This is a genomic window from Acuticoccus sediminis (genome assembly GCF_003258595.1).
In the GTDB taxonomy this organism is placed as follows: domain Bacteria; phylum Pseudomonadota; class Alphaproteobacteria; order Rhizobiales; family Amorphaceae; genus Acuticoccus; species Acuticoccus sediminis.
This window is the reverse complement of record NZ_QHHQ01000001.1, coordinates 1,157,299-1,172,444: the sequence shown is the minus strand read 5'-3', so window position 1 is coordinate 1,172,444 and position 15,146 is coordinate 1,157,299. Positions and strand designations below refer to the sequence as shown.

The window sequence follows — 15,146 nt, the reverse complement described above, 5'->3', positions numbered from 1 at the left end:
TTTCGAACCGGACGGGGACGCCTGCCCGGCGCCCGTCCCGGTGACGCCGCATCGGGACGGGCGCCGCGGGCCGGCGGCGGGGCGTTCGCCTTCGGCCGGGACGCGGCCCGGACGGGACCTCGACACGACTTGGCGATATGTTCTCCTGAATTGGCGGACCACGGCTCTCATGATGAAGGAAACGAACATGGCCCGTGACGATCCCAGTGAGGATCCGGGCGCCCCGTCCCATTGCCTCGCCCAGGCCGGACCTTCGCTCGCGCCGGCGACGGACCCCGTAAGGCGATCGGCCGTGATGGTCGCCGTCGGCCTCATCGCCGACGCCCTGTTCCTCGGCATCGACCTCGCGAAGCCGGAGCTCAATGCCGTCGCCGTCCTCTACTCGATCCCCGTGCTGGCGGCGTTCTGGCTCCCCTCGCCGAGGGCGACGCTCATTCTGGCGGTCGCCGGCAGCCTGTGCTCCGTGATCGGCTATGCGATGACCCCGGTCACGCCGCCGGCCGGCCCGGTCGAGACGGTGATCTACCGCGCGGCCGCTCTCGTCGTCCTGTGGGGCACCGCGCTGCTCGCCATCCGTCACCAGGTCTCACGGTCGATCGCCGAGCAGTCGACCGCCGCGGGCCGTCACCAGGCCGCCCTCCTCCAGGTCATCCTCGACACCGCGCCCGATGCCCTCATCGTCATCGACACCACCGGCGTCATCCAGTCGTTCAGCCGCTCGGCCGAGCTCCTGTTCGGGTACACGGCCGCCGAGGCCGTGGGGCGGAACGTGTCGATGCTCATGCCGCACGGCGACCGCGAGGCGCACGGCGGCTACCTCGAGCGATACCTGCGCACGGGCGAGCGCCGCATCATCGGCGTCGGGCGGGTCGTCAAGGGCCAGACCAAGGACGGCCGGACGATGCCGGTCGAGCTGTCCGTCGGCGAGGCGCGCGTGGCCAACCACCGCATCTTCATCGGCTTCATCCGCGACCTGTCGGCCCGGATGCGGATCGAGGAGGAACTGCGGCAGGCGCACAAGATGGAGGCCATCGGCCAGCTCACCGGCGGCATCGCGCACGACTTCAACAATCTCCTCTTTGTGATCTCCGGCAACCTCGAGCTGATCGAGGCGAGGCCGGACCGGCCGGACCCGACGGCGCTGAAGGAAGCGCGGGAGGCCATCGATCTCGGAACGCAGCTCACCTCGCAGCTCCTCTCGTTCGGACGCAAGCAGTCGCTCGATCCCAGGGAGATCGACCTCGCCGAGCTCGTGAAGGGGGTCGCCTCGATGCTGAGCCGCACGCTCGGCAACGACATCGAGATCGTCGTGGACGTGCGCGGCACGCCCGGCAGGGCCGTCGCGGACACCGCGCAGCTTCAGACCGCGCTGCTCAATCTCGCGATCAACGCACGCGACGCCATGGAGAGCGGCGGCCGCCTCGTCTTCTCGGTGTTCGATGGCGAGATCGACGCAAGCTACGCGCTGAGCCACCCGGACGTCCGCCTCGGCCGCTATGTCGTGGTCCAGGTCGCCGACAACGGCTGCGGGATGACCGAGGAGGTGCGCGATCATGCCTTCGAGCCGTTCTTCACCACCCGGGCGCAGAGCACAGGCAACGGGCTCGGCCTGTCCATGGTCTACGGCTTCGTCAAGCAGTCCAAGGGGCATGTTGAGATCGATAGTGCCCTGGGGCGGGGCACGACCGTGACGCTCTACCTGCCCCGGGCCGACCAGGAGGAGCACGCCGGCGATCCGTCCCGGGCCGAGATGCCGGCTGCCGCCAGGGGGAAGGGCGAGATGATCCTCGTCGTCGAGGACGATGCGCGGGTGCGGCGCATCGCGACGACGCGCCTGAGGGAGCTCGGATACCGGACGGTCGAGGCCGGCAGCGGGACGGACGGCCTGCAGCGGCTCAGGACGATCCCCGAGGTCGACCTCATGTTCACCGACATCGTGATGCGCGACGGCATGTCGGGCTTCGAGCTGGCCCGGCGGGCGTGGGCCGAGAGGCCCGGGCTGCGCGTTCTGGTCACGACGGGCTACGCCGGGCCCGACCTGGTGTCGTGGCACGGCAAGCTGCAGCTCTCCGCGGACCAGATCCTGCGCAAGCCCTATTCGATGGACCAGCTCGCGCGGGCGGTCCGCGCGGCCCTCGACACGCCGGCCTGAGCCCCGGTCCCGATTGTCACGGCCGCGCGTCGGCTGTGCCCGGGCCGTGCCGTCAGCCGATCTTGATGTGGTCCTCGATCGCGGTGACGCCGGGCGCCTTCCAGACGGCGTTCTTGACGAGTTCCTTCTCGTAGTACGCCTTCACCTGCCCGCCGATGCTCACCACGCCGTCCTTGACGTCGATGTCGATGTTGGCCGCTTCGACGTCGGCGTTGCGGTGGAGGGCGCGGACGATCTCGCGCTTCACCTCGCGCCTGGCCGCATGCGGGGTCACGGTCAGGAGGTTGGTCACCGACTGTATGCCGCCGATGCGGGTGACGTGGGCCTCCACCAGCTCGCGCTGGAAGTGCCACTGGACCTCGCCGGTGAGCGTCACGGCGCCGTCGCGCACCTCCGCCTGGATGAGGTCGTGCGGCAGCGCGGGGTCCCACTCCAGTACGTGGGCGATGCGCTTTGCGAGGCTGCTGTCGTCGCAGAAGGGCGCGTTGGCGGGCCGGACGCGGATGTCCTCCGCGATCGACACCACGCCCTTGACGCGCTTGGCGGCGCGCTCGGCGGCCTTGCGCTCCGGATAGGACGGAACGCTGCCCGACAGAGTGACCGCGCCGTCGACGACGGTCACGCCGATGTCTGCCATTTCGACCTCCGGGTCCCACTCGAGCTCGGCCAGGATGTCGTTCTTGATGTCCCTGTCGCTTCGCATGGCTGCTTGCTCCCTCGCGCCCAAGTCATGGGCCAGCCCTGGCTTGACCCTGCCGCGCGGCGGGCGCCGAGGATTGACAACCGTCAAACGGTGCGGGGCGTCAGAGCAGGATGTGGCGGACGCCGCTGGGGGATTTCGTGAACGTCGCAGGTTCGGTGGGAACGCCGATCTTGTAGCCGACCTGCCGGACGGTGGCGATCGTGTCGGGCGGCAGCTTCTTGCGCAGCCGCGCGACGGTGCTGTCGATCGCGCGGTCGAACGCGTCGACGTCGTCCCCGCGGGCGAGGATCAGCGCCTCGCGCGTCAGCACACGCCCCTGCGCCTGCGCGAGGGCGGCGAGGATGGCGAACTCCCCCTCGGTCAGCGAAATCGGCTCACCGTCCGACCCGACCAGCACGCGGTCGGCGACGAGCAGTTTCAGCTCGCCGATGACGTAGCCCGGATCGCCGGGTTCATTCGCCGTCTCCTCGGCCGGTTCCGCCGGCTTGATCGTCCGGCGCAGCACGGTCCTCACCCGCGCGACGAACTCGCGGACATGGAACGGTTTGACGAGATAGTCGTCGGCGCCGACCTCCAGTCCGACGACGCGGTCGATGACGTCGCCCTTGCCGGTGACCATGATGATCGGCGTGTCGCTGGTCCGTCGGAGGCGGCGCGCGATCTCGAGGCCGTCCGTACCGCGAAGACCGAGATCCAGGGTGATGAGGTCGTAGCGGCGCTCGGCCATCCGTGCCAGCAGGTCCGGCTCGTCGGCGGCTTCGTCGACCTCGAAGCCCTCCGGCTCCAGAGACCGCCGCATCAGGGAGCGGACCTTCGGGTCGTCATCAACAATCAGAATGCACGCGGTGTGCATGACGAACGTCCGCCTACCCTGAAAGAACCCTTGTTCATTAACATCAGCCAGCAACGCGACTGACACATTGGAGGCAAAACCCTGCGATGTCGATCTGCTTCAACGAAAGAGCCGGTTTCCCGGCTGGTTCGAGGAGGCAGTCATGATCGCTTCACTTTCCACACATCCCGCCAGTCACAGCGCCTTTTCTTCTCATGCGACGCCTCTGACCCGGGTCGGCAGCCACGAGCACATTTTTCACGAAGGCGCCCCCGCCGAGGCGATGTTCATGATCGTGAACGGCGTCGTCGTGATCTACCGGACCGGGATCGACGGGTGCCGGATCATCCAGGACCTGCGGTTCAAGGGCGAATATGTCGGCGTCGGCTACGAGGAGAACTACAGCTTCAGCGCCATCGCGGTGCGCCCGACCGTCGTGCGGCGAATCGCGCGCGCGGCCGTGGAACGGGCCATCGACGAGAGCCCGGTGACCGCGCGGCGGCTGCTGGAGGCGCTGACGCTGGAGCAGTCGCGTCTCAGCGACCGGCTCATGGTGATCGGCAGCCGCACGGCGATCGGCCGTGTCGCGGCGTGCTTCCTCGACATTTCGTCGCGCTCCTCGGGCGGCGCCGAGACCTTCATGGTGCCGATCAGCCGCAGCGAGATGGCCGACTATCTCGGCCTCACCATCGAGACCGTGAGCCGGGCGATCACGCGCCTCAGGACGCTGGGCATCATCGCCCTGCCGCGCAGCGACACCGTGACGATCCGCGACCGCGCGGCGCTCCAGGCGCTGGCGCAGGACGACGGCGACGGCGCGGCGCGCGGGCGGTTCTGCGCCTGACGCCGGCCCCCTCCCCGCCGGCCCACCCCCGCTACTGCGCGATGGCGACGCGGAAGCGGGCGAGGGCCGCGGCGAAGAGCGCAGTGCCTATGGCGAGGAGCGCCAGGAACTGCGGCCACACCACCTCGATTCCCGCGCCACGGAACAGGATGGCCTGCGACAGCGTCACGAAGTGGGTGGTCGGCGCCAGGGACATGATGGCCTGGATCGCCTCGGGCATGTTCTCGCGCGGGGTCTGGCCGCCTGACAGCATCTCCAGCGGCAGGATGACGAGGATCGTCAGGAGCCCGAACTGCGGCATCGACCGGGCGAGCGTCGCGAGGAAGATGCCGAGCGACGTCGTCGCGAAGAGGTGCAGCCCCGCCCCCGCGAGGAAGAGGGCGACCGACCCCTCCACCGGCATCCCGATCACCATACGGACGACCAGCGCGATCGAGACGGCCGATGCCGCGAGCACCACCGCCCCCATCGCCCACACCTTCCCGAGCATGATCTGGAGCGGCGTCACGGGCATGACGAGGAGGTGCTCGATGGTCCCGTGCTCGCGCTCGCGGATGAGCGCCGCGCCGGTGAGGATGATGGACAGCAGCGTGACGTTGTTGACGAGTTCCATCACTGCGCCGAACCAGGAGAAGGTGAGGAGCGGGTTGTACCGGGCCCGCATCGTCAGCTCCGCGGGAGCCTCGGCGACTGAGCGGTAGCGCGCGACGAACGCGGCGACCTCTCCGCTGACGATCTCGGCGATGTAGCCTGCCCCGGTGAAGGCCTGCGAGACGCGGGTGGCGTCGACGTTGAGCTGCACCGCCGGGCGCTCGCCCCGCAGCACGTCGCGCTGCAGCCCGACCGGCAGGACGAGCGCGAAGGTGACGTCGCCGGCGTCGAGACGGCGGTCCATCTCCGCCGCCGTGATCTCGGACGGCGGCATGAAGTGGGGCGGGTAGAACGCGGCGGCGATCCGCGTCGAGAGCTGCGAGCGGTCCTCGTCGACGATGGCGATCGGCGCACGGTGCAGCGTCTCGGGAATATGCTCGGCGGCGGCGTAGATGCCGAGACTGAACGAGTAGAGCACCAGCGCGAGGAGCACCCGGTCGCGGCCGAGGCTGCGCAGCTCCTTGATCCCGAGGCGCCAGATCGTCGCCGCGCCGTTCATCGCTCCTGCTTCCTCAGGAACACCGCCGCGACGCCGACGAGGACGGGGATCGCGAGAGCGAGCGCGCCGAACTCCACGCCGAGGTCGGCAAGGCCCAGGTTCTTGGAGAAGATTCCCCGGGAGATCGTGATGAAGTGGGAGGTCGGATAGACCTCGCCGATCAAACGGCCGACGCCCACCAGCGACGACACGGGGTCGACGAGGCCGGAGAAGCTGACCGCCGGCAGGATGCTGAGGATCGCCGTCCCGAAGATCGCCGCGATCTGGCTGCGCATGAACGTCGAGAACACGAGGCCGAGCGCCGTCGCCGAGGCCGTGTAGAGGCCGGCCGCCAGCAGCAGCGTGGCGAAGCTGCCGGTGAGCGGCACGCCGAACCCGAAGACGGCAAGCCCGACGAGGAGCACGAAGCTCGCCGTCGAGAGGACGACGTAGGGGACGAGCTTGCCGAGGAGGAACTCGAGCCGCGTCGTCGGCGTCGCGTAGAAATTGACGATCGAGCCGAGTTCCTTCTCCCGAACCACGCTGAGCGCGCCCAGCATCGCGGGAATCAGCATCAGCAGGATCGGGATCACGCCGGGCACGATTGCGACGATGCTCTCCACGTTGGGGTTGTAGCGGTAACGCGTCTCGATCTCGACGAGGCCGGTCTCGACGTCCGCCCCGCTCTCGCGGGCACGCTGCGCCAACCAGCCCGCGTGCATGCCGCTGACGTAGCCTTCGATGGTCTCGGCGCGGGTGGGCATCGCGCCGTCGACCCAGGCGGCGATCTCCGGCGCCGCCCCCCGCGCGAGGTCGCGGCCGAAGTCCGGCGGGATCTCGATGGCGAGACTGATCTCGCCCGCCCGCATGCGCGCGTCGAGGTCGGCGTAGCTCGTCAGCGGCGGCCTTGGATCGAAGTAGGCCGATCCCTCGATGTTGAGGGCATAGTCCTCGCTGACGGTGGTCCGGTCGCGGTCGAGCACGGCGACCGTGAGGTCGTTCACGTCGAGGCTGATCCCGTAGCCCATCACCACGAGGAGAAGCGCGCTGCCGATCGTCGCGAGGGTGAGGCGGATCGGGTCGCGCCTCAGCTCCAGCGCCTCCCGGACGGCGTAGCTGGCAAAGCGCCGGCGGTCGAAGGCGGACGCCGGCGGCACCTTCGGCGGCGCCTCCCGCGGCCCGGGAATCGCCGGTGGGGCGGCGCGCGCGGGCGCGTCGGCGGACGCTCCCTCCAGCGCGGCGATGAACGCGTCCTCCAGCGAGGCGGCGCCCCGGGAGGCGACGATCTCGTCGGGCGCGCCGGTGACGAGGACGCGCCCGGCATGCATCAGCGCGATGCGGTCGCAGCGGCTCGCCTCGTTCATGAAGTGGGTGGAGATGAAGATCGTCACCCCGTCGCGCCGGGAGAGCTCCATGAGGACACGCCAGAAGCCGTCCCGCGCGATCGGATCCACCCCCGACGTCGGCTCGTCGAGGATGAGGATCTCCGGCCGGTGGATGATCGCGACGCCCAGCGAGAGGCGCTGGCGCTGGCCGAGCGGCAGCGATTCCGGCAGCGCGTCCATCACCCCGGTCAGGCCGAAGCGCTCGGCCGTCTCGCGCACGCGGCCGGCGATCTCACCCTTGGGGATGCTGAAGAGGCGGGCGTGCAGCTCCAGGTTCTGCCGCACCGTCAGCTCGCCGTAGAGCGAGAAGGACTGCGACATGTAGCCGACGCGCCGGCGGGTCGCGAGGTCGCGCGTGTCCACCTCGCGGCCGAACAGCCGGGCGCGCCCCTCGTCGGCCGGCAACAGGCCGGTCAGCATCTTCATCGTCGTCGTCTTGCCGCAGCCGTTCGAGCCGACGAAGCCGAAGATCTCGCCGCGCGGGATGCTGAAGGTGACGTGGTCGACCGCGGTGAAGTCGCCGAACCGCTTGGTCAGCCCCTCCGCCTCGATCGCGACGGCCGGATGGTCCGGCAGGCGCTGGGTCTCGACGGGCCCCTCTCCGCCCCGGCGCCCCTCGGGCAGCAGCGCGACGAACGCCTCCTCCAGCGTCGCCGCCCCGGTGCTGGTGAGGAGCGCGGCGGGCGGGGCGTCCGCCAGGATGCGGCCCGCGTCCATCGCGATCAGCCGGTCGAAGCGCGCCGCCTCGTCCATGTACGAGGTCGCGACGAGGACCGTCATGCCGGGACGCTCGGCGCGGATCTCGTCGATCAGCCGCCAGAACTGACGCCGGGAGAGCGGGTCGACGCCTGTCGTCGGCTCGTCGAGGATGAGAAGGTCCGGGTCGTGGATGAGCGCGCAGCAGAGGCCGAGCTTCTGCTTCATCCCGCCCGACAGCTTGCCGGCCGGCCGGTCGACGAACGGGGCGAGGCCGGTGCGCTCGGTCAGCATGGCGCTGCGTCGCCGCCGCTCGGACCGCGGCAGGGCGAACAGGCGGGCGAACACGTCGATGTTCTCCGCCACCGTGAGCGTCGCGTAGAGGTTCTTGCCGAGGCCCTGCGGCATGTAGGCGATGCGCGGGCAGACCGCCCGCCGATGCCGGGCATCGGCCATCGACCCGCCGAGCACGGCAACCTCGCCCTGCTGCACGACGCGCGTCCCGGCGACCAGCGCCAGGAGGCTCGACTTGCCCACCCCGTCCGGGCCGACGAAGCCGACGAGGCCACCCGGGGCGATCCGAAGCGACACGTCCGCGAGCGCCCGGACCCTCCCGTAGGCGAGGCCGACCCGCGACAGGCGCACCACCGCCGTCCCGGGAACGTCGCCGAGGGCGGTGTCACTCATCGGGCAGCTTCACCTCGAGCTGCTCGGGCCAGGGCGTGGCGGGATCGAGGCGGACGTAGGCCGTGCCCGGCAGGCCGGTCTTCACGTAGGCGATGTACTTCTTCAGGAGGTCCTGCGGGATGGCAGCCTTGATGCGGAACATCAGCTTCGCGCGTTCGTCCGCGGTCTCGACCGTCTTCGGCGTGAACTGGGCGACGTCGGCGACGTAGCTCACCGCGGCGGGGATCACGTACTGCGGCGCGGCGTCGAGCACGAGGCGCACGTCGGTTCCCAGCGCGACGCGGCCGGCGTCCGCCGTCGGCAGGAAGAACGTCATGTAGACGTCGGTGAGGTCGACGAGGTTGAGGATCACGCCGCCGGAAGCCAGCACTTCCCCCGGCCGGGCGACGATATACTGGACGCGTCCCTCCCGCGGCGAGCGCAGGTTCGTGTCGTCGATGTCCGCCTTGATGCGCTCCAGCGTCGCCTTGGCGGCGTCGACGCCGGCGCGCGCGGCGACCTCCTCGGACCGGGCGTAGCCCACGGCGGCCTCGGCGGCAGCGACTCCGGCCTCAGCCGCCGCGAGCGCGGCGCGGGCACCGTCGAGGGTCGCGGTCGCGTTGTCGAGCCGCTCGATCGGCGCGGTCCCCCGCGCCACGAGCTCCTTGACGCGGTCGAAGATCTTCTCCGCCACCGCCACTTCGGCCTTGCGCTGCTCGACGGTGGCATCCGCCGCGCGGCGCTCGGCCTCCTGCTGGCGGATCAGGTCGCCGGCGGTGTCGACGTTGATCTCGGCGCGGTGCAGATTGGCCTCGGCCTCGCGCTTCTGCGCCAGCAGCACCGCGACGTCCATCCGCGCCAGCTCCTGCCCCTCGTCGACACGCTGTCCCTCGTCCACGAGGAGCGCCTCGACGCGTCCGGAGCCTTTGGTCGCGACGTCGATCTCCACCGCCTCGAGCCGCCCGTTGGCGGCGGCGAAGCCCTCCGGCAGCCCGTTTCCGTTGCGCCCCGACCAGACGGCGTACGCCGCGGCGGCGACCCCGGCGAGGACGAGGAGGATGACCCAGCGCCTGCGCCTCACGCGCCACCCGCCGGCGGCTGCACATCGTCTGCGCGGCGGTGTGCGGGCGGCGGCGCGACGGCGGGACGCGCAGCCGTCCCGCGCGGGCGCGCGGACCGGCTTGCCGCACGGGCGGCAGGCGCCGGACAGGCCAACGCAGGAGTGGACCTCGGTTGGGACATCGTGCCGCTCGCGGTATCGGGACCTCCGACATGTCGCATCCCGCCGGCGCCAGTGCGTTGACCGATATCAAACCTCCGCCGCCGCCCCGGCGGAACGGCGCCGCCCATCGACCTCACGTCGGTTGACGCGGGCGCGCCGAACGCTTCGGTTAGGGACGACCCCCGTGGAGCCTCGACATGCCGATCGTCACCGTCACCACCAACCCCGCGCTCGATGTCGCCACCAGCGTCGACTCGGTGCGCCCGACGGACAAGCTGCGCTGCACCGCGCCGCTGGTGAACGCCGGCGGTGGCGGGATCAACGTCGCGCGCGTCGCCCGCCGCTTCGGCGCATCGGTCGTCGCGGTGCTGACCGCCGGCGGGCTCGCCGGACAGCGCGTGGCCGACCTCGCCGCGGCCGAGGGGCTCGACGTGAAGACCGTCCCGATCGCCGGCGAGACCCGCCAGAGCTTCACCGTGACGCAGCGGTCGGACGGCGAGCAGTTCCGCTTCGTGATGCCTGGCCCTCCCATCACCCCCGGCGAGGAGGCGGCGGTCGCCCGGGCCGTCGCGGCGCTCGGACGGCCGTCCTTCGTGGTCCACAGCGGCAGCCTGCCGGCGGACACCTCGCCCGGCTTCCTCGCCTCGCTCTGCGCCGAGGCGCGGCAGCTCGGTGCGCGCTTCGTGCTCGACGGCCCGGGGGAGATCCTGGCGGGCGCACGGGGCGCCTATCTCATCAAGCCGAACCTTCGCGAGCTGGAGGGGATGGCCGGGCGAAGCCTCCCGACCACCGACGAGCGGATCGCGTTCTCCCGCGAGGCGATCGCGAACGGTCATGCCGACAACATCCTCGTCTCGCTCGGGGAGGACGGCGCGCTCCTCGTCACCGGCGAGGAGGCGATCGCCTACAACGCCCCGGAGGTCCCGCTCGTCAGCGCCGTCGGCGCGGGCGACTCGATGCTCGGCGCGCTCCTCGCCGCGCTCGACGACGGCGCCTCGCTGGCCGACGCCGTCGCGCACGGCGCCGCGGCCGGGGCTGCCGCCCTCCTCACGCCCGGGACCGAGCTCAGCGACCCGGCCGACGCCCGGCGCCTCCTCGACAAGGTCGAGTGGCACACGGTGACGCCCGCGTCGCACCTCACCTGACCGCCGTCCCGCCGGTCCCCTCCGCCGGGTGCGCGGACGGCCGCCCAGGTTCGGCGCCGCTCCGGGTTTGATGATCGTCAAGGCGGTCCGGCCGGAACCGCGCCACCCTGTCGGGGCGGCGTCGGTCGGCCGCCTGACAGCGGAGGAAGCCGGGATGGGCAACGAAGCGATCGTTTGGCTGGAGAACGCGCGCCGCGGCGACGTCGCCACGGTCGGCGGCAAGAACGCCTCGCTGGGCGAGATGATCGCGACGCTCGGCGCGAAAGGCATCGAGGTGCCGCCAGGCTTCGCGACGTCCTCCACCGCCTACCGCGCGTTCATCGCCGCAAACGCACTCGAGCCGCGCATCCGCAGCCTGCTGGCCGACCTCGCCGCCCGGCGGGGCACGCTGCCCGACATCGCGAGGGCGATCCGGCAGGCCATCGTCGCCGCGCCGTGGCCCGATCCGCTCGCCCAGACGATCGTCGAGGCCTACGAGGCGCTGTGCCGCAGGGTCGGCGAGACGAACGCTGCGGTCGCCGTCCGCTCGAGCGCGACCGCCGAGGACCTCGCCGACGCCAGCTTCGCAGGCCAGCAGGAGACATTCCTCAACGTGTCCGGCCCCGGCGCGCTCCTCGACGCGGTCCGGCGCTGCTTCGCCTCCCTCTTCACCGACCGGGCGATCGCCTACCGGGAGGCGAAGGGCTTCGACCACCTCTCCGTCGCCCTCTCCGTCGGCGTCCAGATCATGGTGCGCACCGACATCGGCGGCTCGGGCGTGATGTTCACCATCGACCCCGAGAGCGGGTTCGACCGCGTGGTCGTCATCAACGCCGCCTGGGGCCTCGGCGAGACGGTGGTCCAGGGCATGGTCGACCCGGACGAGTACGTGGTCTTCAAGCCGTTCCTGAGCGACGGCACACTCGTGCCCATCGTCGAGAAGCGCTGCGGCGAGAAGACGGTGAAGATGATCTACGGCACCGGCACCGACCGCACCCGGACGGTGCCGACCGCCAAGGCCGAGCGCCGGCGGATGGTGCTCTGCGACGAGGACATCCTCACCCTCGCGCGCTGGGCTGTGACGATCGAGGAGCACTACCGCTGCCCGATGGACATCGAGTGGGGGCGGGACGGCGCGAACGGCCGGCTCTACATCGTCCAGGCGCGCCCCGAGACGGTCCGCTCTCAGGAGCACGACACGGCGCTGCGCACCTACCGCATCAAGGACAAGGGCCGGCCCCTGGCGACCGGCCTCGCCATCGGCGATCAGGTCGTCACCGGCGAGGTCTGCCTGATCGAGGACGTCGCCGACCAGGCGCGCTTCGTCGACGGCGCGATCCTCGTGACGCGTACGACCGATCCCGACTGGGTGCCGGTGATGAAGCGGGCTGCCGCGATCGTCACCGACCATGGCGGGCGCACCTCCCACGCCGCCATCGTCTCGCGCGAGCTCGGCGTGCCGGCGATCGTCGGCACCGGCGACGCGACCGAGCACCTCCACTCCGGACAGACGGTGACCGTCTCCTGCGCGGAAGGCGACACCGGCTTCGTCTACGAAGGAGCCGCCACCGTCGCGGCCGAGACGCTCACGCTGACCGACCTTCCGGCGACGAAGACCAAGGTCATGCTGAACCTCGCCAATCCGGGCGCCGCGTTCCGCTGGTGGCGGCTGCCGACGGACGGCGTGGGCCTCGCGCGGATGGAGTTCGTCATCGCTAACCGGATCCGGGTGCACCCGATGGCGCTCGTCCACTTCGACGCCGTCGAGGGCGAGGCCGACCGGCGCGAGATCGAGGCCCTGACGCAGGGCTACGCCGACCGCACCGAGTACTTCGTGACGACGCTGGCGCAGAGCCTCGCGCGGATCGCCGCCGTGGTCCATCCGAACCGCTGCCTCGTACGTTTCAGCGACTTCAAGACCAATGAGTATGCCGGCCTCCTGGGCGGCAAGGCGTTCGAGCCGGCCGAGGAGAACCCGATGATCGGCTTCCGGGGCGCCTCGCGCTACGCCAACGACGCCTACCGCCCCGCCTTCGCGCTGGAGTGCCGGGCCATAGCGATGCTGCGGAACCGGCTCGGCTTCACCAACGTCGCCGTGATGGTGCCGTTCTGCCGTTCGGTGACGGAAGCCGACAAGGTGCTCGGCGTGATGGCCGAGAACGGCCTGAAGCGGGGCGAGGACGGGCTCCAGGTGTTCGTCATGGCCGAGATCCCGTCCAACGTGGTCCTCGCGAAGGCCTTCGCATCGCGCTTCGACGGCTTCTCCATCGGCTCCAACGACCTGACGCAGCTCACGCTCGGCGTCGACCGCGATTCGGACATCCTCGCTCCGCTCTTCGACGAGAACGATGACGCGGTGCGCTGGATGATCGCCACCGTGATCCGCGAGGCGCACGCGGCGGGCGCGGTCATCGGCCTCTGCGGGCAGGCGCCCAGCGACCATCCGGAGTTCGCCCACTTCCTCGTCGGCGAGGGGATCGATTCGATCTCTGTGACGCCGGACAGCTTCCTCGCGGTCAAGAAGGTCGTTGCCGAGGCAGAAGGCGCGGCGGCACGCCTTCGCGCACGCGCCTGACGGCCGGGCGGCGGCGCCGTCAGCGGCCCTGCCGCCAGCTCTCGTCGGCGGGGCCCGCGTAGCGCTCGCGCACCGCCTCGGCGATGGCCTCGCGGCTGGCCCCGGGCGTCATCGCCGCGTCGGCCGCCAGGATTTCGGCGAGGCGCGCGAGGTCCTCGTCCTTGATGACGTCGCGAAACCAGGACGCGTAGTCGCCGGCGTGCAGGTGATACGCCCAGACCTCGTCGCCGACCTCGGCGCCCGCCTCGATGAAGCTGTAGAGGTTGTTGGCGGCCCTGTTGAGCCGCCGCGCCGGGCCGCGGAAATAGAAGCTCCGCCAGGGCCCGAGGTCGCCGAGCGCATACTTTCCCCGATGCCGCAGGTGCGGCTGCGCGCAGGGGTGGATGTCGACGAGCGCGGGCCGCGCCTCCGCCACACGCGGCAGCCAGCGCAGGAGCTGCCCCTCCGCCGGAGCCGGCATGTCGACCGGCGGCGCGATGCCGAGACGGCCCGCGACTGCCTCGACCGCCAGCGGCGCGTCCGTGCCGATGGCGAGGACGGTGCCGACCGAGGCGAGCACCCTGTGCGAGATCTGCTGCGGCGAGAGCGTCACGAGGATGGCGGCATCGACGCCGATCGCGTCGAACCGGGAGGCGGCCTCGCCACCGCTCGGCAGCACCTGATGCGCCTCGTCGACGACGATCCAGTGCGGCCGTCCGGTCCGGGCCCGCAGCGCCGCCGCCTCGCCGAGAAAGCCGGCGAGGAAGGCCTGGCGCTCGCCGAGGCTCATCGCCTGCGTGCAGACGACGAGGTTCACCTTCGCGTCGCCGAGGATCTGGATCGCCTCGGCGAGCACCGGCGCGACCCGTTCGGTGCCGATCGCGACCGCATGCGCGAGCGCCTCGTAGTCGCTCTCCGGGTCGATGACGGCGAACTCGAAGCCCTTGGCGGCCATCTCCTCGGACAGGGCGATCGCGAGCGTCGTCTTCCCGCACGCCGTGGCCCCGGTGACGAGGACGTTGCCGCCCTGCGGGACCAGCACGGCCTGCCCGCCGCCGGCCAGCTCGCCGTAGCAGAGGCCATGCCGCGGCGGCGCGGCAAGCCGGGCGTCGTCCGCGATGATCCGGTCGATCAGCTCGACGACCCCCGCGCCGTGGTCCCGCCGGAGGACGATGTCGACCTCCGCCTTCAGGCCGTCGAGCGCGTTGGCGACGGCGGCGGAGCAACCCGACGCGCTGAGGAAGGCGTGGTCGTTCTCCGCGTCACCGACCCCGACCGCGTTGTTGATCGACAGGCCCAGCTCGTCGAGCGCGGCGGCGAGGCCGGTTTCCTTGTTGATCCCGCTCGGCAGGACCATCACCGCGCCCTTGTTGAAGACGATCTGCCATTCGAGGCCGAGCTCGCGGATGGCCTCGAGCACCTTCCCCTGGTGGGGCTCCCACGTCGCGACGATGGCGCGGCCGACGGACATCGGCTCGACGCCGAGCGAGCGGAGCCGCTGCACGAAGCGCTCCGGCGGCGCGGTGCCGAGCACACGCTCGCGTCCCGTCGCCGGATTGAACAGCAGCGCGCCGTTCTCGGCGACCACCCGGTCGAAGAGGTCGAGGGCGGGGAAGACGCGGGCGAGGTCCGGCAGCTCCCGACCCGTCACGAGGACGAGCCGGCGTCCACCGGCCTTGAAGCGGCGAAGCGCCATGCACGTCGCCGCGTAGACGACGCCGTCCCGCGCGAGCGTTCCGTCGTAGTCGGTGGCGAGCGCGTGGAAATACATGGGATGTCGTCCTCATGCCCGGCCGGACCGCACGGACGCGCCCGTCGACGATCCGCCCGGCCGGCCGC

General features: G+C 71.2%; 10 protein-coding genes. 4 read left to right on the top strand and 6 right to left on the bottom strand.

Annotated elements, in window-relative coordinates; translation table 11 throughout:
- Positions 1–295: 295 nt before the first annotated feature.
- Entirely contained in the window at positions 296–2,152 is a 1,857-nt protein-coding gene (locus tag DLJ53_RS04985; RefSeq protein WP_244935033.1) for a PAS domain-containing sensor histidine kinase, read from the top strand.
- A gap of 52 nt (positions 2,153–2,204) precedes the next feature.
- Here the strand turns inward: DLJ53_RS04985 and DLJ53_RS04980 are convergent, their stop codons facing one another.
- Together DLJ53_RS04980 and DLJ53_RS04975 are read right to left on the bottom strand one after the other, a co-directional pair.
- Positions 2,205–2,855 (bottom strand): BON domain-containing protein, encoded by a 651-nt coding sequence (locus DLJ53_RS04980; RefSeq protein ID WP_111342842.1) that lies wholly within the window; start codon positions 2,853–2,855, stop codon positions 2,205–2,207.
- Positions 2,856–2,955: 100 nt separating this feature from the next.
- The gene (locus DLJ53_RS04975; RefSeq protein WP_111342840.1) at positions 2,956–3,708 is read right to left on the bottom strand and encodes a response regulator; all 753 of its coding nucleotides are present in this window, start codon (positions 3,706–3,708) and stop codon (positions 2,956–2,958) included.
- A gap of 142 nt (positions 3,709–3,850) precedes the next feature.
- On the opposite strand from DLJ53_RS04975, the gene DLJ53_RS04970 reads away from it, so the two are divergent.
- Complete coding sequence (locus tag DLJ53_RS04970; protein ID WP_111342839.1) at positions 3,851–4,531, top strand: helix-turn-helix domain-containing protein; 681 nt, start codon at positions 3,851–3,853, stop codon at positions 4,529–4,531.
- A gap of 31 nt (positions 4,532–4,562) precedes the next feature.
- On the opposite strand, the gene DLJ53_RS04965 is transcribed toward DLJ53_RS04970, so the two are convergent.
- The 3 genes from DLJ53_RS04965 to DLJ53_RS04955 are packed head-to-tail and all read right to left on the bottom strand — an operon-like array spanning position 4,563 to position 9,488.
- Positions 4,563–5,681, bottom strand: coding sequence for an ABC transporter permease (locus DLJ53_RS04965; RefSeq protein WP_111342837.1), 1,119 nt, complete (start codon positions 5,679–5,681; stop codon positions 4,563–4,565).
- Complete coding sequence (gene rbbA, locus DLJ53_RS04960) at positions 5,678–8,428, bottom strand: ribosome-associated ATPase/putative transporter RbbA (protein ID WP_111342836.1); 2,751 nt, start codon at positions 8,426–8,428, stop codon at positions 5,678–5,680. The genes DLJ53_RS04965 and rbbA overlap by 4 nt, the downstream gene beginning before the upstream one ends.
- Positions 8,421–9,488: an HlyD family secretion protein gene (locus tag DLJ53_RS04955; protein ID WP_111342834.1), complete on the bottom strand. Its 1,068-nt coding sequence runs from the start codon at positions 9,486–9,488 to the stop codon at positions 8,421–8,423. The genes rbbA and DLJ53_RS04955 overlap by 8 nt, the downstream gene beginning before the upstream one ends.
- A gap of 338 nt (positions 9,489–9,826) precedes the next feature.
- Between DLJ53_RS04955 and DLJ53_RS04950 the strand changes: the two genes are divergently transcribed.
- Together DLJ53_RS04950 and ppsA are read left to right on the top strand one after the other, a co-directional pair.
- Positions 9,827–10,774, top strand: a complete 948-nt coding sequence (locus tag DLJ53_RS04950; RefSeq protein WP_111342833.1) for a 1-phosphofructokinase family hexose kinase — start codon at positions 9,827–9,829, stop codon at positions 10,772–10,774.
- Positions 10,775–10,928: 154 nt separating this feature from the next.
- Complete coding sequence (gene ppsA / locus DLJ53_RS04945) at positions 10,929–13,328, top strand: phosphoenolpyruvate synthase (RefSeq protein ID WP_111344097.1); 2,400 nt, start codon at positions 10,929–10,931, stop codon at positions 13,326–13,328.
- A 19-nt stretch (positions 13,329–13,347) separates the two neighbouring features.
- Here ppsA and DLJ53_RS04940 read toward each other — a convergent pair whose 3' ends face one another.
- A complete protein-coding gene (locus DLJ53_RS04940) occupies positions 13,348–15,078 on the bottom strand; it encodes an HAD-IIB family hydrolase (RefSeq protein WP_111342831.1) in 1,731 nt (576 codons plus the stop codon).
- Between the last annotated feature and the right edge of the window lie 68 nt (positions 15,079–15,146).